Source organism: Rhizobium sp. B21/90 (genome assembly GCF_019355815.1).
Taxonomy (GTDB): domain Bacteria; phylum Pseudomonadota; class Alphaproteobacteria; order Rhizobiales; family Rhizobiaceae; genus Rhizobium; species Rhizobium rhododendri.
Genome location: NZ_CP072164.1, coordinates 115,938 through 136,570, shown reverse-complemented (window position 1 = coordinate 136,570; position 20,633 = coordinate 115,938). Strand labels below are relative to the sequence as shown.

Below are 20,633 nucleotides of genomic sequence, written 5' to 3'. Positions count from 1 at the left end.
GCCAGTGTGATTTTCTGGGAGCGGATGATGCGTGGGCAACCGGGCTTTTGGGATTTGGATGATCGTTACGAACGGCTGAGTGCCGTCGGCGATCCGCTGGAGAAGCTCAACAGCATCATTCCATGGGCGATATTTGAAAAACCTTTAGCGAAGGCGCTGAAGCGGTCCGACGGATCGAAGGGTGGACGTCCACCATTTCCGTCGGTTCTGATGTTTAAAATCCTGGTGCTGCAAGCGCTTTATAATCTCTCCGACGACCAAGCGGAGTTTGTTATCCAGGACCGGCTGTCGTTTATGCGTTTCCTTGGCCTTTCCCTTTCGCAGAAGGTGCCGGATGCCAAGACGATCTGGCTGTTCCGAGAGAGTTTGGTGCGTGCAGGTGCCATTGATAATCTGTTTGCCCGTTTCGACAAGCATCTCTCACGTTCCGGATATCTGGCCAAAGGCGGGCAGATCGTTGACGCCACGATCATCCAGGCTCCCAAGCAACATAACAGCCAGGACGAGAAAGACGCGATCAAGGCCGGCGAAATCCCTGAGGACTGGAAGGATAAACCCGCCAGGCTGGCCCAGAAGGACCGCGACGCGCGATGGACAGTGAAGTATTCCAAGGCGAAACGGCCAACGGAGACGCCGACGTCGACGACGACTGACCAGCACGATATTGCCATTCCAATGTTTGGTTACAAAAACCATGCAGGCATCGACCGAGCCCATGGCTTTATCCGGGGATGGACGGTGACGAGTGCGAGCGCCCATGACGGAGCCCAGCTTCGAAACGTAGTGACCAAAGACAATACCGCGTCGACGGTCTGGGCCGATACGGCCTATCGCTCCAAGACCAACGAGGAATGGTTGCAGGACAATGGCCTAAAGTCCGACATCCATCAGAAGAAGCCAAAGGGCAAACCCATGCCGGAGGCGATGTCGCGCGCCAACGGCCGTCGTTCGAAGGTCCGCTCCGCCATCGAACATGTCTTTGCGCGGCAGAAGGACAAGATGAAGCTCTTCGTGCGCACCATCGGAATCAGCCGAGCGAGGGTGAAGATCGGCATGGCCAATATCACCTACAACATGCTTCGCTATGTCTGGCTGACTGGAAAACCACGGACCGCATAACGCGCAGCTGGCCGGAAGGCCGAAATGCATGCCGCAGATGCGGCAATCATCACAAAAAATGGGCGATCATCCGCGCGAGTTCATCGCGGAAATACATCCACGGCACCATCTTGCCAACTGCGACCGGTAAATCGAGGTGTCCACCTGTTGGTCCGACAGCGGACGCAGACGATAAATGCGTTACGCGGATATCTTATGGAATATGGCCTGATCATTCCTCAGGGCATCAAGCACATTCCCCTCCCACATGAGCAGATCACAACGAATTCCGATCTGCCTGAGGTTGCGCGGGTACTTTGTAAAGGTTTGTTGGAACAAGTGGTGTTCCTCTCCGAACAGATCGCCGTCCTGGAAAAGGAGCTCCGCACACGCGCCCGGCAGGATGAACTTGCCTCGCGGCTGATGACTATTCCGGGAGTCGGCCCGATTTGCGCCACCGCGATCGAAGCATTGGCACCGGCCGCGGAGACCTTCTCAAGGGGGCGAGATTTTGCAGCATGGATCGGCCTTTGTCGCCTAAACAAAACTCCTCCGGCGGCAAGGACCGTCTCGGCAAAGTTTCCAAGATGGGGCAGCGCGATCTTCGCCGTCTCCTCGTTCTCGGAGCAACGGCGGTTGTCCGCTGGGCAAGACGATACGGAGCGCCTGCCGGTTCATGGTTGGCAAGAATGCTTTTGAAGAAGCCGCCGAAGCTTGTTGCCGTGGCTCTGGCGAATAAATTGGCGCGGACCGCCTGGGCTCTGATGGCTCACGGCGGCGTCTACCAAGCTCCGGCATCCGGTACTGTCTAGGGCAGAACAGAACCGCGAGAGGTCGGGAATGTGGTGAGGTCAACGGAGGATTATGGGCAATCGGTCAGAAGCAGGATCGGAAGAATCATTAGGTCGATGAGTGCCCAGAGCACGCCTAAGCGAATTGGATCTGATCCACGTATTCCATAAGGGCCCGCGACGTGTTGAAGTCGCTTTACGAGGCCGAACACACGTCAGCACCCGACCACATGCCCGTACCGAAGAAAGATTTTGCTTGCATTTACCGGGGCGTCCACACACATCGACCTGGATCGTGCCGTTGAACCCGTCGAGGATTTCAGCGGCATATTCGCCTTTACGCCCAGGCCGATAATGGAACACCACGCCTGATGGCGCAGAGCCATTCCAGCCGCGGTCGTCACGCAGCACGGCCCAGAGATAACCCGTCTTCGTCTTGCCTCGCCCCGGATCAAGAACCGGGGCGGTCGTCTCATCGACATAGAGGCGCGTGCTTTCCCACAGCAGCTGTTTAGCCATATGGTCGACCACCGGCCGGATTTCGCTGCCCGTGCGCCCCATCCAATCGGCCAGGACCGTGCGGTCTATCGGCACTCCGTGTCGTGCCATGACCTCGGCCTGCCGGTTGAGCGGCATATGTTCGGAATGCTTGGAGACGGCAATCTCCGCCAGAAGGGCTTCGGTCGGCCAGCTCCCTTCCAGCAAATGTGCAGGCGCTTTGGCCTGGACAACGCCAGTTCGCCCCTTGGGACATGCGTATTTCGGGCGGATCGTGACGATCACCTCGTAGCGTGCCGGGACCCGGTCGAGCCGTTCCGTCCGATCCTCGCCGATCCGCACCATGTTGCCGCAACCGCAGGGGCAAACGATGCTCTCGGGCTCGATCACGCGCTCGACCCGAGGCAGGTGTTCAGGCAGTGCACGGGCCTTACGCTCCTTGAGAGAAACGGCCTTGTCCGGATCGCCAACCTCTCCAGGATTGATTGCGCTGGCTTCGATCTTCTTCTCGACGGCGGCGATCCGCGCCTGTGTTTCGGCAATCGCCGTTTCAAGGTCTTCCAGTGCCAGTTCCATCTGCCCCGGATCAAGCTTTTCCGATTTCGGCCCGAACTTCGCGCGCCGATATTCATGAACCTGACCCTCGAGTGTCTCGATCAGCTCCTTCAACTCGGCGATGAACACATCCTTTTCGGCCACAACTGCCTGCTCGTGCTGACGTGCTGCACGCTCGACCGACAGCTCGAACTGCATCTGCGCGAAGGCTTTGGCGACCTCTGGTGGAAGGTCCGGAGACAAGCTGAGATCAAAGGATTGCGACATGCCGCTTTATAGCAAAATGGCATCAAAAATCCAAATAAAACAATGCGAGAGCCGCGAGAATTTACCCCGCTGCAGACGGCGCACTCACCCGTTGCGCCATCACCCGTCGCCAGTCCAGACCTTCGAACATGGCCTCATACTGACCCCTGGAAAGACGCATCGTTCCATCCTGAACCTTGGGCCAAGCAAAGCTGCCTTGTTCCAGAATTTTGTACCTTATCCCAGAATGCAGCCACGACCAGCGCAGATCAGCAGCTAGTGCTGGTTACGCATCAGTTTCATCCTCTTTTCGGGCGGCAGCTGCGCTGCGTTGGCAAGCGAAGTAACTTGCAAGGCGACCGGCTGCTGCTGCAGACCGACGATGGCGCCATATGGCCGCTTCCCCCTCAATGGACTGATCTTGTGAGCATCGATCCAGAAGTTGTCGTGAGCAACGGGCGTGCGCTCTTGCTCGTTTCGAACTTGATGGATCTAGCGAGCATGGTGGAACACCTTTGCTGCAGGCTGGCAACGCGGCCGCGCGCGGAGTGTAAGGATAATTATGCCGCACATGTAAAGGGGATTATGCCGCTTGGGGATCTAGAATGAGCAATTATAGCTGTTTTATCGGCCTAAATCCGCGCCACAAGTGTGATCCTATCCTTGATATAACCGAGATATGCGGTATAATTATAATTACATTCATACTCGACCTCATATCCGGAGCCTGCAATGCTCGCGAAGTACGGCGGCAAGCGATCAAAGATGGATGCCCTCATCGACGAGGGCACCTTCAATCCAAATTCCGAGAAGGTGCGCGATCCAAAGTTTCGCGGCAGCGAGTTTTTCGATCCGCACGACGCGGTCCAGGTCAAATACGAGATGCTGCGACGCGTCTCCGTCGACAACGTCTCGGTAACAGACGCTTCCGACGAGTATGGGGTTTCCAGACCGACTTACTATCAGGCCAAGTCAAACTTCGACGCGACGGGGATCGCCGGACTGGTGCCGGCAAAGCCGGGACCCCGTGGACCCCACAAGGTCGACGACGAAGTCCTGGCATTTCTGCAGGCGAGACTGGTCCCGGGCGAACCCGTTCATGCCCGCGATCTCGCCAAGCTGGTTCGCACCGAATTCGATATCGCACTACATCCCCGGACGATCGAGCGGGTGTTAAAAAAAACGATCCGCTAGACGTTACCGTGGGACCGGCATGTTCATTGCCCGACATCGCGGACCAGTACGAGGTACTGCGCGGCGCAGCTCTCGGTGAAGCTCTGCCGCTCAAGGCTCGTAGCGGGCTCATGCTTTTTCTGCGCCGCGGCATGTGGGGATGGGCCCGCACACTGACTGCAGCGGCAAGCCCAGACCAGAGGCAGTTTTACCCATCATCGGCCACCCGACCGGCGCACGGCGAACTCAGCGCCGTCGTTCATGTCCTGGCGACCATCGCCATGAGCATCCATCAACGGAGAGCACCATGAATGTACACCTCAAAGTCCAGCCCCATCACCGTGAACGCAGCGCATACCTCTACGTCCGCCAATCTTCGATGCGGCAAGTCATCGACAATACCGAGAGCGCCATGCGGCAATATGCGCTTCGCGGGCGCGCTATCGCCCTTGGTTGGCGCGAGGAGCAGATTATCGTCATCGATAACGATCAGGGTGAATCCGGCGCATCGGCGGTCTGGCGCGAAGGATTTCAGCGGCTGGTCAGCGATGTCGGTATGGGGCATGCCGGGATCGTCATGGGCCTGGAGGTCTCCCGTCTGGCGCGCAACAATGCCGACTGGCAGCGTCTGCTCGAGATCTGCGCCCTTGCTGACACCCTGATCCTCGACGAGGACGGTGTCTATGACCCGGCAAGTTTCAACGACCGGCTCCTGCTCGGCCTGAAGGGAACAATGAGTGAGGCCGAACTCCATGTGATCAAGGCACGGCTGCGCGGCGGCATCCTCAATAAGGCCCGGCGTGGCGAGTTTCGTTGCCCACTGCCAACCGGCATGGTCTACGATCATTCCGGCAATGTGACCCTTGATCCAGACATCCAGGTCAGAGAGACGATCGCCCATTTCTTCGAGACGTTCTCTCGCGTCGGATCCGCTTCCCAGACCGTCAAGGCCTTTCGTCAGGAAGGCATTCTCTTTCCCTCCCGCTTCCACGACAGCCAGACGGTTTTCCGGCCACTGACGCCTTCGACGGCGATGCGCGTGCTGCACAATCCACGTTACGCCGGAGCTTATGCCTATGGCCGCCGTCGCTATCGGCGAACGATCGATGGCAAAAAGCTCGTGCGCAAACAAGGTAGTGACGACTGGACGGCATGTATTCCAGATGCTCATCCCGGCTACATCAGTTGGGAGCAGCATCAGGAGAACCTGAGGATTCTGAAGTCGAACATCTGCCATAAATGGAACGCGGCGGTCGCATCACCTCCGCGCGAAGGCCCGGCGCTGCTGCAGGGGCGGGCCGTGTGTGGGCAATGCGGCAGGCATTTTCACATGCGCTATGCTGCGCGGCGTGGCCGGCAGGAAGCCTGGTACGTTTGTGATCGCGCCCGTACCAATCGCGGTGAACCCCTATGCCAGGCAATCGCTGCACCTCCCGTCGACGAAGCCATCGGCATGCTGATCGCCGAGCAGATGACGCCGGCGGCCGTCGAACTGGCAATCGAAGTCCGCAAGGAGATCGAAGCGCGACATGAAGAGGCGGACCGGCTGCGCTGTCGCGCGATCGAGCGGGCCCAAACGGAAGCCGATCTCGCCCAGCGCCGTTTCATGCTCGTCGACCCCAATAACCGTCTCGTCGCCGACACGCTCGAAGGCGAATGGAACGGAAAGCTCCGCATCTTGGCTAACGCCCGCGAAGAGCGCGAGCGCAGCCGGGAGCACGATCAATTCATCCTCGATAAGGCCGTACGCGAGCGGTTGATCGCAATGACGGCGGACTTCAAACAGCTCTGGACCAACCCTGAGACCCCCAACCGCGAACGAAAGCGGCTGCTTGCCCACATCATTGAGGACGTCACCCTCCTCAAACTACCCAAGAGAGGCACCACCAAGGCTCATATTCGCTTCAAGGGCGGCAAAACCCAGACGCTCGTCACCATCAGCCCAAGATCTCCCAGCCAGCAGGTCAAGACGAACCCCGACATCATCGTGTTGATCGATAAACTCCTCGATGATCATATCTTTTCCGAGATCGCAGAGATTCTCAACAATCAGGGATACCGTCCCGGCTCGGTGACGCGCCGCGACCAGCGCAACGCCCGCTTCACAACCAAACGCGTCACCTATCTCGTTCGCGAGTACAAGCTGAGATCACGCTATGACCGCCTCCGGGATCGTGGGATGTTGACAAAAAAAGAGGCGGCTGCACACCTCAATATCCATGAGCATACCCTCGCCAGATGGGCTGAACATGGCCTCGTCACCAGCCATGCCTACAACGGACACTATTACCTATACGAGCTTCCAAAGACAGATTTACCGCAAAAGCAATGCAGTCGATGGAACCAACTCGTTGATCGCGTCGCCGCGCTTAACCAGTGCGGAAGCCAGGTCAAAACCTTCAACTGAAGCCAGAAGAGTGATGCAATATGAATTCAAATCGTTATATATTAACACCATTCCGCTGCCATCCCACACCAGGATCTTCAGACAATCTCCGCGCTTCGACCGGAAGATGACCGTAATCCCGGAATGTGGATCGAGCTTCAACTCGGTCTGCACCATCAGAGCCAGCGCCTGATGCCCACAGCGGAAGTCCACCGGACGCGTTGCGATCAGGATCGGCAGTCGTTGGCCCGCGACAATCATGGCGCTCCTCGCACAGCGCGAACCAGAGCGGCGACCCGTTCAACGGGCACGTCGTTCGGAACCCGCATCACAACGTCTGAGCCAATCTCCAACGTCAAAACCTGCACCTTCGGCCCGTCGGAGGCCAGCTTCGGCAGCGGCAACCGATTGACAGGCTCAGGCGCATCCGCAGCGATTGCCAGAGGCACGAATGCCGGCTCGATACCATCGTGCTCCAACGACGTCGTTGTCGCCGCAAACGGCAGCACCAGAATGCCGTCGCGCACTTGACGTGTATGCATTCGCCGAGGACCGCAGGTTCAGCTTTTCTTTCGCGATCGGCGCTTCCATTTTGCAGCTAAGGCCTCGACGTTTTTGCGGAGATTGGCGGCGTCGACATCGCCAGGATCGTAGTGCGCATCGCCCCACCATTCCACTAGTTCGTGGTGACGCTCATGGTTGGTGTCCGCAATGGCCTCGCGGAACTCTTCATAACCCCACGGACCGCCGACATCCTCCGGTGGACATCGTCCGACAACGTCAAGCAGGAAGGGATCGTCGAAGCCGGCGGTCGCCGGTAAAACCTTTTCGATTTTCACGGTGTGCGTCCAGCCGTCGCCGAAGTCATAGAGATACTTGAATGATTTCGCGCCGATATCTTCGATGGCAGCAAGAAGCGTTTCTTTGCGTGCATCGATGGGACCATCAAAGCCGCCATCAGGCACGCCGAACCCGATGTCACGGATCCTGAACTCATACAGATGGCTGTTGGTCCAGCCGAAAGCCTCTTGAAGAACCTCATGAAGCCGGTCAAGCCGAATGCGGAATGGGACGACAACGCGCCGCATCACCAAGGGATCAACGTCATCGAGCGTGATCTTTAACAGGTCGCGGAAATAGCGCCGATTTTTCCGCCGATCCTGGCTAGACGGCTCGAAGGCGGGCTGTGATGAGGCTTTTTCAGCGGCCTTGTCGGCCCATTTTGTCGTAATCCGCCGTCTTTCGGCGGATTACGGGCGCGATTATGCCGTCGTCAGCAGCTTTGGAAGCCTCACCAGATTATAAGCGGTGGCTGTCAGGGTGAACATCCAGCCGACGCGATCCTTTCCGCGATGGCGGGTCTTGCGCATTCCGCCGCTGGTCTTGGCCCAACCGAACACTTCCTCGATGCGCTTGCGAATGCGCTGACTGACGGCGTAACCGAGGTGATGGGTGGTGCGACCGTCGATGGCCGACCGTCGGTTTGTTGTGTTCTGGGCGACGTGTGGGGTCACCTTTGCGTCCCGCAAGGCGGCCACGAAGTCGGCCGTGTCGTAAGCTTTGTCTGCGGCCAATGTGATGCGATGACGACCATCCATGCGGCCCACCATATCCAGAGCTGCCTCGCGTTCTGCTGTTCCACTCGCATGGGTCAGCGTGGCATCGACAACCAGGCCGTTGCGGTTTTCCATGATGACGTGACCCATGTGGCAAAGCTTGGCCGCCTGGCCACGGGCCTTCTTGTAAAGCCTGGCATCCGGGTCGGTGGTCGACGCGTGGGTAGCGTTACTTCGCTTCTCGCCGTGGAAATCGCGCTCGGAGTTGCGTCCCACAGCCTTTGGCGGCTGTTTGCCTTCAGCGCCAGAGCCGCTGTCGTCGGTGTCGCCACCATCTATGTCGTCCTTAGGCTTGAAGCTCTTCATGCTCGCCCAGGCTTCGATCAAGGTGCCGTCTACCGAGAAGTGCTCGTCCGACAGCAGCGCCTTCACCCGCGGCTGGCCCAGCAATGCGGCCAGAAACTTGGCGGCGATGTCGCCCGCCAGAAGCCGCTCACGGTTCTTGGTAAACACCGTGACGTCCCAGATCGGCGCGTCCATCGACAAGCCGACGAACCATCGAAACAGCAGATTGTAATCCATCTGCTCCATGAGCTGACGCTCCGAGCGGATCGTGTAGAAGGCCTGCAACAACAGTGCACGCAGCAGCTTCTCCGGCGGGATCGAAGGGCGGCCGATCGCTGAATACATCGCCTCAAAATCTGGCGACAGAACTTCCAGCGCTTCATCTACAATGGCACGGATCGGCCGCAGCGGATGGTTTGTCGGAACGCGGGCTTCGCAGCTCACATAAGAAAACAGTCCCGCCGTCTGGTTATCACTGCCGCGCATGTCATGCTCCCGCCGACCAATCACTCAGCAATGGAATCATGGCAGTAGGCTCGCAGCAAGCGCCTTTTTCCGCAGCCTGTTAAGCGAACGAGAGGACCTGCCATCAGGCCGCCTGCCTCAGTGGCGATGTTGTGGTTTCCCGCCAATTCCAGGGGAGAAGCTCATCAAGACGGCTGACTGGATGGTCGGCGATGCGGGCAAGGACATCGGCAAGCCAGGCCTGTGGGTCAATGCGATTCATTTTCGCGGTGACGATCAGGCTGTACATGGCCGCCGCCCGCTGGCCCCCTCGATCGGAACCGGCAAATAGCCAGGCTTTCCGACCGAGCGCCACACCGCGCAGAGATCGCTCCGCACAATTGTTCGACAGGCAAATGCGCCCGTCGTCGAGGAAACGAATGAAGGATTCCCAGCGGTTCAGCATGTAGTCAAACGCCTTTGCCAAGTCATTGTCGCGCGACAACCTGGCGCGGTGTTCGCGTATCCATATCTCCATGTCGTCGATCAGCGGTTTTGACAACTGCTGGCGGATTGCTTTTCTCTCATCGGCCGTACGGCCATTGATATGGCGCTCGATTTCGAACAGTGCGTCGATCCGCTGCACCATGTTCAAGGCGACCGGCGAGATGACGGCGGCATTTTTACCCTGCGCTTTTCGGCGCGCGTTGGCCTCCAAATCGGCTTGCGCAAAGAATGGTCGCCTCGCATGCGCCCAACACGCCGCCTCATGAATCGGGCCCGGACTTCGATCAGGAAGATAGAGCTGGCCATAGCCCGTATAGGCATCCGCCTGAAGGATGCCGCTATAATTGGCCAGATGCGCCTGTGGATGTTCGCCGGCCCGGTCCCGGGAATAATAGAACATCGCCGACGGAGGCGCCGTTCCGCCAAACGGAGCATCGTCCTTGACGTAGCTCCATATCCGACCGGTGACGGTCTTGCCGAGAGCGAGAACCGGCACGGTCGTGTCATCACCGTGGATCCGTTCAGACGCGAACGTATGGCTTTCAATCCGCCTCACAAGCGGGTCAAGGACCTGGCAGCACGCGCCAATCGCGTCTGCTGCTGTCGACAGACTGACTGGCACACCTTCCAGGGCAAAACGTTCGACCTGGCGATTGAGGGGAATGTGCTGGCCGAACTTGTCGCAGAGCATCATCGCCAAAAGGCTCGGACCCGCCCATCCTCTCGGTATGACATGGAAGGGTGCAGGTGCCTGGCTGATCTTCTCGCAGTCACGGCAGGTGAACTTTTCCCGCACCGTCTGAATGACCTTCCAGCTACGCGGTACGCTCTCCATCGTTTCGGTGATGTCTTCGCCGAGCTTGCGAAGCCGTTCACCGCCACAGCAGCTGCAGGCAACCGGACCAGGCACCACGACACGCTCACGCGGAAGATATTCCGGGAAAGGCTTCTTGACGGGCCGCTTGCGCGTAAAGCCGGTGACCGCAATCGCAGCAGCTGCGGCAACGGCCATTTCGGCGGCAAGCTCATCTTCGGTCGCCGCCGCTTCGGCGTCCTCAAGCATCAGCTCCATCTGCGCGATCAGCCGCGCTGTCCGTTCCGACTTCTGACCGCGCAGTTCCCGTTGCAGCTTTTCGATATAGACTTTCTGGCGAAGAATGATGGCCTGATCGTCGGCCTCCTTGGCCTTGGCAACAGCCAATTCGGCCAAAGCAGTAGCCCGTTCCGACCGCGCAATCGCTAGCTCTGCTTCCAGGGCTGCAGCATGATCACGGTGATTTCCCGAGCCGGTTTCCATGCTCGAAGTGAATCACAAAACCACTGATTTGTATAGCTTTTCTTGGTGCTGCCGCACGCAATCCCGCCAAAAAAACGCTATCCCGCGCTCGTCGGGCGCCATGTCTGCTGCGGGTTTCGCCAGTCAATTCCCTCAAGCAGATAGGACATCTGGCCAGCCGTCAGCGCAATCGCTCCATCCTCCGTCGCCGGCCAGATAAAGCGGCCGCGCTCGAGCCGCTTTGCGTATAGCGAAAGGCCAATTCCGTCATGCCAAAGAGCCTTGATCAGCCGGCCACTTTTCCCCCGGAAGACAAAAACGTCCCCCTTGAACGGATCACGGCCCAGACCTTCCTGCACGATCAGAGCAAGACCCTGCATCCCTTTGCGCATATCGCAATGGCCGCTCGCAATCCAAACACGCACGCTCGAACTGATCGGGATCATTTGAGCGCTCGCATTACTGCTGCGGCAAGATCACAAGGTGCCCCGGACGCAATCCTCACCTTGGTACCGTTCGCAAAGTCCACAGCGATCGTCGCCGCAACGACATCGCCACCGCCCGCGGCACCCACGACCGTCGCGGGCACGAAGGCAGGACCATCCGTCACCTCAGCCGACAGCGCCTGGCGGCGCCACGTGTAGAGCAGCCCCGTCGAAACATCAAAACGACGCGCTACCTCCGACACATTTGCACCGGGAGCGAATGCTGCCTCCAGAATTTCCTGTCGATCATCCGGTGACCAACGACGGCGCCGTTCTTGACCCGTCAGCAAAATGGCCTGTGCCATAGTTCCTCATTGCGCTCTTAATTCCACTCTCAAGAGCGCAAAATCACGATATCGCAAAAAACTCGCAAGGCGGTCCACGCCGTAGGGATACCTTGACGTCGCCAATCGGAAAGCTGGTTTGCTATAACGCCGTGACGGCGCGCGACATCCACAACGCGAACACCAGGCTCAAAGCTTTCCGCCACGATCCGCGCCTTCACATCATCCGGCCAACGCCGGTTTCCGCGGCGCGGCTCGACAACTTCGTAGCGACCAACAAATCCATCATCTGCCATGAAAATCTCCAGATACAACTGGAAACCTTCTCGCATATGCAGCAAGCCTCAAAATACACCCAATCCAATGGGGCGGAGACGGCGCTTACGATAAATAGCGTGTTAGAGAGCGGAATCTTATCTACAGAAATATTTGAAAAAATCTCGATGTTAACGTTCGATAGAGTCGTCACGCTTTCGTTTTGAAAGCGCATCGCGTGGCGTCTCCCTTATCTTTGACACGTCCGATCCGGTGGCGCGGTTCCGCTGCCCAATTTCATGCCTAAAGAAAGGACTAGGATCGGAGATCGATGACCTACGCGCATCCGTAAGTCTTTCATCGTTAGCCAGCGATTTCGTCCCCGTTGGTTTGAATGTGAGTTTGGTCTGGCCAGCCGCACATCCCGCCCTCTCGATTCCTCGCCGAACAGGCGATATTTGAGGTTTTTTCAATCCGGTAGATTTATCTGCTTTACTCGCTCCCGCGAGCACCAAGTGCCGCTGGGGCACTGTGAGAAGCCGGCACGTCCATGCTTCATGAAAATCGTGCAGATCGCGCACAAGATCGTTGAATTGGTCAGGACTTTTTGTCTTAAGCGTGTGTAGCTGGCCGCTGCCGACAAACGCCGCGAGTTCCGGGCGATCATTTATATCCACCATCCCCGGAGCCAACCAGAAGTCTCTGTTGTCGGAGACGGTTTTAAGAAAACAAATACGGCTGTAGAAGTTACCGCGGCTAGGAGGAATAACTGCATCAAGGGATTTTGCGACGTAACCTGCCATTTCTGCTGCAACGGGATTTGTCCTTGCTCGATGCGGGTTGTCATAGAGGACGGCCGCAAACATGTCGTATGCTAGATACGGGTGAGGTTGATAGGATATTGGGCGGTGGGCTGCTTCTGTGGCCCCATTTGCAGCATAGGAAGAATCCGAGCCGAAACGGTATTGCGCTATTAAACGAGCAACATCTTTAACTTCGTCGGGCGCAAGTTTGCGCACATTCTTATTATCAGCTAGCTGCAGCAGCTTTTGCCGTTCTGGACGAATTATTTTCTCTACGGCGTCCGTCACTTCCTTCATGCGATAATGAAATTGATTTGGAATGAAATCCCGGGTTTCAGCACCGCGCGTCTCGGCGATGGTCCTTTGCCTCTTGAGCCAGTTCTGAATAGAATTGGAATGCGTTACGATCTCATCAATCACCCGCTGACGCACCTCATTGTAGCTTGCACCATCTGGGATTATCGTGTCGAGGAGCTTTTTAATTTCACGCAGGTCGGCGTTATACCGATCTCTGTGTTTGATATTACCACTAGTGTAAACGGAGGTGTGCTTTTCCGGTAATCTGAGATCAGCGCGATGCCCAACAACAGCTGTCTCAGGGAATTCGACGGGGCTGACCCAGTGTGGAATCTGTCCGTGTCGCTGCAGGTACTCCGACAGATGACCGATCGTAGCTGCCTGGACTGGATTGGCAAAGCGCGGTTTCATTGAGTCGATGGTGCGGATGACTTCATCTACTTTCGCCGCATTGTTTATCGTCGCCAAATCGGAAGTACCGATTATTCCGGCGTCGCTGATGAGCCGCAAGGTGCCCAAGCGCTGTCTGTTGAACTGCGGCAGGGCAGGAATGGAGCGGCTCAGGATCGCGTCCACTTGGCGGCCGAGCGAACCGGCGTCTGATTGTAAATTTTCTGTCCTTGAGCCAGAGGGCGGTGGACCATTTAATCTACCACCTGCATAGGCAGGAATTCTGCTGCGGATGGAGTCCGTCAGATATGTAATCGCTGATGCTTCCAGCTCGGACTTGCGCACGGTGCATATCCACTGCAAAGAGGTTCTATTCCGTCGATTTTGCGCCTTTCATCGCATTAGGCAATCCCAACGATTGAGCGTTCATCACAAAAATCAATTCATCTGTAATACGCCAACTCGCTGACCTCGACTCTTTGGCCTTCCCAAAACGCGGTGAATCTTCTGTGGTTGCCGCCCGTGATGCAAGAAGTCTTTGAACCGAAGGTCATGTGATCGAGTGCGGTCTTCTGTGAGGCCTGTAGATACGGCGTTTACAGAAGCCGCTGGCCGGTATGGTGGTCTGCGGGTCGGGTCCAAATCTGAATCCCGAGCTCTTCTGCTCATGATTCAAGGCTGGTTTTCCCGATCCAGATCTTTTCGATCATTTGCCCATTCGGGTCGTCGCCTTCTCACACCCCTTTTTCCGACATTAGGTTACCTGCAACACCTTCATCATGTTGCTGGCGCCTGTGCCGGAACTCGATAATCCTCATGTTTTGTCAGCAATGCCCAGACCGTGCGCGCCATCTTGTTGGCCAGTGCGATCGCGACCAACATTCGGGGCTTTCGCGCGAGCATGCGCGCCAACCACGATCCTTCCGGTATGGATTTCCGGCCCAGCCAGTTCAGGGGTGTCATTGCCCCAATAATCAGCAGCCTGCGGATATCAGACTGCCCAGACTTGGAAATGCGTCCCAGTCGTTGTTTGCCGCCCGACGAGAACTGACGTGGCACAAGGCCGAGCCATGCGGCGAAGTCACGGCCACGCCGGAAGTTCTCCATTTGCGGGGCAAAGGCTTCGATCGCCAAGGCTGTCAAAGGGCCAACGCCAGGAATGGTCTGCAAGCGCCGCGCCGTGTCAGCTTCAGCCGACAATGCCTTGATCTTTGCGGTCCGCTCGTCGATGCGAGCCGTCTTCTGTCGCGGCAGTCGAAGGACGCAGCCCAGGTACGACGCTTGTCGGCGCTCGCATTGATCTACGACGGCTGCTCGCGGTCAGATGCAGCCCGGCTCGGCAATGTCACGCTCCAGATCATCCGGGACTGGGTCATGCGTTTCAACGAACGGGGTCCCCAGGGGCTGATCGACGGCAAGGCTCCCGGTCAGCAGTCGAGGTTGAACGATCAGCAGCGTGCGGCCTTGGTGCAGGCCATCGAGCGTGGGCCGACACCCTATCTTGACGGCGTTGTTCGCTGGCGTCTGTGCGATTTGGCTCAATGGCTTTGGGAAGAGTTCCGCGTTTCTGTGAGCGAGCAAACACTGAGCCGCGAGGTCCGAGCCATGGGTTATCACAAGCTTGCTGCAAGGCCCAAACATCACGCGCAAGACCCTCAAGCCATCGAGGATTTTAAAAAAGTTTCCCCGCCGCAGTGGCAGAAATCGCCGCCGGAGCAGCGCAAGGAAAACGGGTAGAGATTTGGTTCGAAGACGAGGCCCGTATCGGGCAGAAGAACAAGATCACGCGCCGCCGGGCTAGGCGGGGAACGCGGCCTTCCGCGCCGCACGATCAAAGCACAAGATCGGCCTATATCTTCGGTGCCATCTGCCCGAAGCTTGGCAAGGCGGCAGCTCTCGTCATGCCGTGGTGCGACACCCACGCGATGACGCAGCACCTGGCGGAAATCGCCCGCCATGTTGACGAGGATGCGCACGCCATCCTCATCATGGATCAGGCAGGCTGGCACATGTCCAATCATCTCGTCGTGCCTGAAAACATTACCATCCTATCACTCCCGCCGAAATCGCCGGAGCTAAACCCAGTGGAAAACCTCTGGCACTTCATGCGCGAAAACTGGCTCTCGAACCGAGTCTTCAAATCATACGACGAAATTGTCGATCACTGCTGTGATGCTTGGCGAAAGCTCGAAAGCCAGCCATGGCGGATAATGTCCATCGGTCGAAGAGAATGGACGAATGGGTTTTGATCAGTGAGGATGCGTATAAGACAGTGCGCGTTTGAAATTCGAAGAGTTTTGAATCTGCGCAATTGACGTGCGCACCTCAATTAACGGAAATCGCGAACCGAGTAGGCAGAATTTAAAGGTTTTCTTTTAAAAGAATTTCGATTCTGATCTTCTCTTGCGCCGCCAACGGCTCCTTGGCATCGGCGCGTGCTCGCATGATGCGTACTGCGCTGCGAACGGCGTGGCCCGGATCCTGCGCGATCACAGCGTCAATGCGGTCGTCGCGCAGTGCCTCTTCAGTAAAGATCGTGCGTTCGTGGACCACTACCGTGAGGTTAGAAAGATCTGAATGTGCGGCGATCGCCGAAAGCGGCACCCGGGCCTCCGCACTCAGGACGTAGACTGCGATAATGTCTTTGTTGTTCTCAAGAACGCGCGCGATGATCTGGTTTGCGCGACGCTCATCGGCGTGGGTTTCGATGGAAGGGAGGGCTCTGAGGTGGGGGAAATGCTGATTTATGACGCTGTCGAAGCCGTGGCGCCGCTGGATGCTGTCCAGAGATTGCATCCTCTCAGCAACAACCATCACCTTGCCCTGCCTGTGAAAGGAAAGCCTGCCAATCAATTTTCCGGCCGTGGCTCCTGCTGCAAAGTTGTCCACACCGACAAAATCGGCTGTGGCGAGTTTCTCTTGCCCCGGATAGGAACTGAATGACCTTGATGTTACGCTTGAGGAGACGGGCGACCGCATCGCGGACCTGGGGCGACTCCGGCGCCATCAGTGCCAAGCCGTCAATATCGACTTCCTCGGCTCTGCTAAGATACTTTGCCACGCCATGTGCGTCGTCAGTCGCAATCTGGACGTAATCGATGCCGGTGAGATCGCCCTTGAGGGCTAATTTCAGTTCCTCCACGCGCTGTATGAGCTCTCGTAGGTACAGATCGCCTGAGTTTGGCAGGACGAAACGGAATCTATAACTCTTGTTGCGTGCGAGGCTGACGGCTGCGGGGTTTCGCACAAAACCGATCCGATCGATTGCTTCGTTGACCTGCCGTACGGCTTTTCTGCTGACATTGGGGCGGTCGTTTAACACGCGATCTACTGTCGCGAGGCTGACGCCCGCGGCCTCTGCGAGGTCTTTTGCTGTCGGCCGCATCCCGGCTCCTAAAACGATTTGATCACATACATTTCCCTCAGAACGGAGAAAAATGCAAGAATTGAAGTGCGGACCTCAAAATTCGCTTGCAGTGAGGTGCGCACCTCAGTTATTAAGGTATTGCCTAGTGACGGCAGGGTTTGTTACTTTGGGGGCTCCTTCAGGCCGCTGATATCAACTTTGGCCAATGCTTTTGCCTTCATCTCCAGGTCCACCTCGGCGTAAATGTTGGTGGTATCCAACGAGACGTGGCCCAACCAGGCGCGGATTGTGTTGATGTCGACGCCCGCGCGCAGGAGGTGGACTGCTGTCGTGTGCCTAATCGTATGGGGGCTGACGCGCTTTGTGGCCAGGGACGGCACCATTTTGCTCGCCGCGGCGGCATATTGCGTGATGATGCGGTGTATTCCGAACCGTGTCAAAGGAGACGTGCCCAGCTGAAGACTACCGATCGTCAACCTGGCAGCCTCATCGGCGCGTGCACCGCTGTTGTACAGGAATAAAAACGGGGTGTGGTCGCGCACTCCAAGGTTCGTACGTCTGTCGGGTTGCCCGAGAAGCGCATCCATCTCGGCCTTTTCGAGGTAGCCGATCGAGGCTTTTGCCGTCTTCTTGAACGGTATTGCCCTTACGTCGGAACACCAAGCCAAGTGGACCGGCGAACGCATGCCGATGTAGCGCGCCAATGAATGAATGGTCGCGAGCCGTTGGTTACGGGTTGCTTCGCTGCATCGGCGATCGTGTTCTAGATGGTCCAGGAATTTGCGGACAACTGCCGGCGTCAGCGCTTCAACTGTCATACGATCAATGGCGCAACCTCCTTGCTTGCTTGCAAACGGCAACAGCAGTTTAACAGATAGGATATTCGGCTTGAGTCCCTGCCTCGACATCACAGGTTTGATGAAGAGGCGCTGCGCTTCGAGTTGATGATAAACGTGGTCATGTGAGAACAGCCACAAGCATCAATGAAAGGAAGCGCAGCATGAAATATTTTGCAGGCCTTGACGTCTCGTTGCAAGAGACATCCGTATGTGTCGTTGATGAGACCGGTCGGATTTGCCGGGAGATGAAAGTCGTCACGCACCCGGACGATCTGGTCCTGGCGTTAAAGAACCTGGGCCGGGAATTTGTCCGCATCGGGCTGGAAGCCGGCCCGATGTCGCAGTGGCTATATAGTGGCCTGGTTGAGGCGGAGCTGCCGACAGTCTGCATCGAAACCCGTCATGCGAAAGCCTTTCTCAAAGCGCAGGTCAACAAGACGGACCGCAACGATGCTCGCGGTATTGCCCAGATGATGCGGGTGAACCTCTTTCGTCCCGTGCACGTCAAGACGGTGACCAGTCAGAAACGCCGCGCTCTTCTGACCGCACGTAAGCTGCTCCAGGAGAAGGCGCTCGCATTTGAGAACGATATTCGCGGGCTGCTGCGTAACTTCGGCCTTAAGGTGGGCATTGCCAGGGTGGGTAAATTCGAAAACCGCATTACCGAACTCTGGAGGCTATTCCCGATCTCAAGGAGATCATCGCTCCCTTGCTTGACGCCCGCCAAAAACTCCGGGAGGAGTTCTCGCGGCTGCACCGGAAGGTTCTCGACATCGCCCGGGATGATGTCACCTGCAAGCGGTTAATGACGATACCCGGAATAGGTCCAGTGATCTCACTCGCCTACATCTGCACCATCGACAGTCCCGCTCGGTTTGTGCACTCACGAGCGGTGGGACCTGCTTTGGGGCTAACACCGGTTGTCAATCAATCGGGAGAAAGCAAGAGGATCGGCCGGGTCTCATCCGCCGGCGATGCGATCATGCGCGGGCTACTTTACGAGGCGGCACAGGTCTTGCTGACACGGGTGAAGAAATGGTCCTGGCTGAAGGCTTGGGCGATGAATGTTGCCAAACGCCGCGGTCTTCGAAAGGCCATTGTCGCTCTTGCACGGAGACTTGCGGTGATCATGCATCGGATGTGGAGCGATGGCACGGAGTTCCGGTGGACCCGCGACAACGACGTGGCGAAAGCCGCATGATCGGAAACAACGGGAGACAATAAAGTTCTGCCAGCCGGTGGAAAGATGTCCTTCGCGGACGGTGGACAAGGTGAGTTCGGCCGCAGCCTTGCTTCAACTGCAGCACATCGCAGGAAGTGCGCTTAACAGATTGAACCGCCTTGTTCTTCTAATCCTATGGTGGGAGGGCCGATGGGCCGATCCCGGAGAGAAGCGTGGACCGCGAAAGACTGAACGCCACGGCAGGAAAAATAGCTCGAAGTGCTTGACCTCAACACGCCGAATAGAGAAGGATGCGGAAAAAGGCCCTTGCTGTAAGCGGACTGCCGTGATTCCATGCCTGGGTGATTGATTGGCGGGAGCAGAACATGCGCGGCAGTGATGACCAGACGGCGGGTCTGTTTTCTTATGTAAGCTGCGAAGCCCGCGTTCCGGCAAACCATCCGCTGCGGCCGATCCGTGCCATCGTAGACGAGGCGCTGGAAGTTCTGTCCCCGGATTTCGAGGGGATGTATTCAGCGATCGGCCGGCCGTCGATCCCGTCGGAGAAGCTGCTGCGCGCTCTGTTGTTGCAGGCCTTCTACACGATCCGCTCGGAGCGTCAGCTTATGGAGCAGATGGACTACAATCTGCTGTTCCGCTGGTTCGTCGGCTTATCGATGGACGCGCCGATCTGGGACGTCACCGTATTCACCAAGACCCGTGAGCGGCTCTTGGCTGGCGACATCGCCGCCAAGTTTCTGGCGGCGTTGCTGAGCCAGCCGCGGGTTAAGGCATTGCTGTCAGACGACCACTTCTCGGTGGACGGCACTTTGATCGAAGCGTGGGCCAGCATGAAGAGCTTCAAACGCAAGGACGGCGCAGATGGTAGCGACACTGACGACAGCGGCTCTGGCGCCGGAGAGAAGCAGCCGCCAAAGGCCGCACCGCAACTCTGAGCGTGATTTCCCCGGCGAGAAGCGCAGCAACGCAACCCACGCCTCGACCACCGATCCTGATGCCAGGTTTTACAAGAAGGCCCGTGGCCAGGCGGCCAAGCTTTGCCACATGGGTCACGTCACAATGGAAAACCGCAACGGCCTGGTTGTCGACGCCACGCTGACCCATGCGAGTGGAACCGCAGAGCGCGAGGCAGCTCTGGATATGGTGGGCCGCATGGATGGTCGTCACCGCATCACATTGGCCGCAGACAAAGCCTACGATACGGCCGATTTCGTTGCTGCCTTGCGGGACGCAAAGGTGACGCCACACGTCGCCCAGAACACGACGAACCAACGCTCGGCAATTGATGGTAGGACCACCCATCATCCCGGCTACGATGTCAGTCAGCGTATCCGCAAGCGTATCGAAGAAGTGTTCGGCTGGGCCAAGACCAGCGGCGGAATGCGTAAGACCCGCCATCGTGGAAAAGATCGCGTCGGCTGGATGTTCACCCTGACAGCCACCGCTTATAATCTGCTGAGGCTGCCGAAGCTGCTGGCGACGGCATAATCGCGCCCGGAATCCGCCGAACCAGGCGGATTATGACAAAACCGGCCGACAAGGCCGCTGAAAAAGCTCATCACGGTCCGTCTTCCAGCAGTATAACCTGGATCGGTGAAAAATTGGCGCTATTTCCGCATCCTTCTCTATTCGGCGTGTTGAGGTCAAGCACTTCGAGCTATTTTTCCTGCCGTGGCGTTCAGTCTTTCGCGGTCCACGCTTCTCTCCGGGATCGGCCCATCGGCCCTCCCACCATAGGATTAGAAGAACAAGGCGGTTCAATCTGTTAAGCGCACTTCCTGCGATGTGCTGCAGTTGAAGCAAGGCTGCGGCCGAACTCACCTTGTCCACCGTCCGCGAAGGACATCTCTCCACC

Annotated in this window: 16 protein-coding genes and 8 pseudogenes; 10 read left to right on the top strand and 14 right to left on the bottom strand. The window is 57.5% G+C overall.

Translation table 11 applies throughout. The features are described from left to right. Positions 1–27: 27 nt before the first annotated feature. The 3 genes and pseudogenes from J5278_RS26620 to J5278_RS31330 all read left to right on the top strand — a co-directional run bounded on the left by J5278_RS26620 (position 28) and on the right by J5278_RS31330 (position 1,910). Positions 28–1,119: an IS5 family transposase gene (locus J5278_RS26620; protein WP_209187069.1), complete on the top strand. Its 1,092-nt coding sequence runs from the start codon at positions 28–30 to the stop codon at positions 1,117–1,119. A gap of 24 nt (positions 1,120–1,143) precedes the next feature. Continuing rightward, positions 1,144–1,581, top strand: a pseudogene (locus J5278_RS31540) (IS110 family transposase); the annotation flags it as partial. A 35-nt stretch (positions 1,582–1,616) separates the two neighbouring features. Further along, a complete protein-coding gene (locus J5278_RS31330) occupies positions 1,617–1,910 on the top strand; it encodes a transposase (RefSeq protein WP_111220952.1) in 294 nt (97 codons plus the stop codon). Between the two features lie 252 nt (positions 1,911–2,162). Here the strand turns inward: J5278_RS31330 and J5278_RS26610 are convergent. Next, a pseudogene (locus J5278_RS26610) lies at positions 2,163–3,209 on the bottom strand (IS66 family transposase); the annotation flags it as partial. Positions 3,210–3,270: 61 nt separating this feature from the next. Continuing rightward, complete coding sequence (gene tnpB, locus J5278_RS26605; protein WP_257623509.1) at positions 3,271–3,414, bottom strand: transposase; 144 nt, start codon at positions 3,412–3,414, stop codon at positions 3,271–3,273. A gap of 53 nt (positions 3,415–3,467) precedes the next feature. Between tnpB (J5278_RS26605) and J5278_RS31795 the strand changes: the two genes are divergently transcribed. The 4 genes from J5278_RS31795 to J5278_RS26585 all read left to right on the top strand — a co-directional run bounded on the left by J5278_RS31795 (position 3,468) and on the right by J5278_RS26585 (position 6,768). Further along, positions 3,468–3,797: a DUF5372 family protein gene (locus J5278_RS31795; protein WP_161959338.1), complete on the top strand. Its 330-nt coding sequence runs from the start codon at positions 3,468–3,470 to the stop codon at positions 3,795–3,797. Between the two features lie 123 nt (positions 3,798–3,920). Continuing rightward, entirely contained in the window at positions 3,921–4,382 is a 462-nt protein-coding gene (locus tag J5278_RS26595; protein WP_111220949.1) for a helix-turn-helix domain-containing protein, read from the top strand. Between the two features lie 26 nt (positions 4,383–4,408). Beyond that, on the top strand, positions 4,409–4,672 hold the full coding sequence (locus tag J5278_RS26590) for a hypothetical protein (RefSeq protein ID WP_111220948.1): 264 nt from the start codon (positions 4,409–4,411) through the stop codon (positions 4,670–4,672). Next, on the top strand, positions 4,669–6,768 hold the full coding sequence (locus tag J5278_RS26585; protein ID WP_111220947.1) for a recombinase family protein: 2,100 nt from the start codon (positions 4,669–4,671) through the stop codon (positions 6,766–6,768). Before J5278_RS26590 ends, J5278_RS26585 begins: the two co-directional genes overlap by 4 nt. Here J5278_RS26585 and tnpB (J5278_RS31790) read toward each other — a convergent pair. The 10 genes and pseudogenes from tnpB (J5278_RS31790) to J5278_RS26535 form a co-directional block, all read right to left on the bottom strand. Beyond that, positions 6,676–6,924, bottom strand: coding sequence for an IS66 family insertion sequence element accessory protein TnpB (gene tnpB, locus J5278_RS31790; protein ID WP_374108338.1), 249 nt, complete (start codon positions 6,922–6,924; stop codon positions 6,676–6,678). The two genes, J5278_RS26585 and tnpB (J5278_RS31790), sit on opposite strands and share 93 nt — an antisense overlap. Before the next feature lie 80 nt (positions 6,925–7,004). Continuing rightward, positions 7,005–7,280 (bottom strand): annotated as a pseudogene (locus J5278_RS26575) (IS66 family insertion sequence element accessory protein TnpB); the annotation flags it as partial. 27 nt (positions 7,281–7,307) lie between these two features. Beyond that, complete coding sequence (locus tag J5278_RS26570; protein ID WP_219259419.1) at positions 7,308–7,835, bottom strand: plasmid pRiA4b ORF-3 family protein; 528 nt, start codon at positions 7,833–7,835, stop codon at positions 7,308–7,310. A 174-nt stretch (positions 7,836–8,009) separates the two neighbouring features. Continuing rightward, a complete protein-coding gene (locus tag J5278_RS26565) occupies positions 8,010–9,134 on the bottom strand; it encodes an IS5 family transposase (protein WP_209187070.1) in 1,125 nt (374 codons plus the stop codon). Positions 9,135–9,237: 103 nt separating this feature from the next. Beyond that, entirely contained in the window at positions 9,238–10,896 is a 1,659-nt protein-coding gene (locus J5278_RS26560) for an IS66 family transposase (RefSeq protein WP_219259416.1), read from the bottom strand. A gap of 77 nt (positions 10,897–10,973) precedes the next feature. Continuing rightward, on the bottom strand, positions 10,974–11,255 hold the full coding sequence (gene tnpB, locus J5278_RS26555; RefSeq protein WP_374109200.1) for an IS66 family insertion sequence element accessory protein TnpB: 282 nt from the start codon (positions 11,253–11,255) through the stop codon (positions 10,974–10,976). 62 nt (positions 11,256–11,317) lie between these two features. Beyond that, complete coding sequence (locus tag J5278_RS26550) at positions 11,318–11,665, bottom strand: transposase (RefSeq protein WP_219259413.1); 348 nt, start codon at positions 11,663–11,665, stop codon at positions 11,318–11,320. Positions 11,666–11,757: 92 nt separating this feature from the next. Further along, positions 11,758–11,940: pseudogene (locus J5278_RS31785) on the bottom strand (transposase); the annotation flags it as partial. A 150-nt stretch (positions 11,941–12,090) separates the two neighbouring features. Beyond that, positions 12,091–13,734: a hypothetical protein gene (locus J5278_RS26540; protein WP_133255561.1), complete on the bottom strand. Its 1,644-nt coding sequence runs from the start codon at positions 13,732–13,734 to the stop codon at positions 12,091–12,093. Between the two features lie 432 nt (positions 13,735–14,166). Further along, positions 14,167–14,637, bottom strand: a pseudogene (locus tag J5278_RS26535) (transposase); the annotation flags it as partial. Between J5278_RS26535 and J5278_RS26530 the strand changes: the two are divergent. Further along, a protein-coding gene (locus tag J5278_RS26530) for an IS630 family transposase (protein WP_111218198.1) occupies positions 14,632–15,638 on the top strand; the annotation gives its coding sequence in 2 pieces (ribosomal slippage) (positions 14,632–15,070 and positions 15,070–15,638; 1,008 coding nt in all). The pseudogene J5278_RS26535 and the gene J5278_RS26530 overlap by 6 nt on opposite strands. A 112-nt stretch (positions 15,639–15,750) precedes the next feature. On the opposite strand, the pseudogene J5278_RS26525 reads toward J5278_RS26530, so the two are convergent. Then, positions 15,751–16,774: pseudogene (locus J5278_RS26525) on the bottom strand (LacI family DNA-binding transcriptional regulator). A 143-nt stretch (positions 16,775–16,917) separates the two neighbouring features. Beyond that, a complete protein-coding gene (locus J5278_RS26520) occupies positions 16,918–17,733 on the bottom strand; it encodes a tyrosine-type recombinase/integrase (RefSeq protein ID WP_240538913.1) in 816 nt (271 codons plus the stop codon). 23 nt (positions 17,734–17,756) lie between these two features. On the opposite strand from J5278_RS26520, the pseudogene J5278_RS26515 reads away from it, so the two are divergent. Then, a pseudogene (locus tag J5278_RS26515) lies at positions 17,757–18,796 on the top strand (IS110 family transposase). Between the two features lie 347 nt (positions 18,797–19,143). Further along, positions 19,144–20,266 (top strand): annotated as a pseudogene (locus tag J5278_RS26510) (IS5 family transposase). Positions 20,267–20,633: the final 367 nt, after the last annotated feature.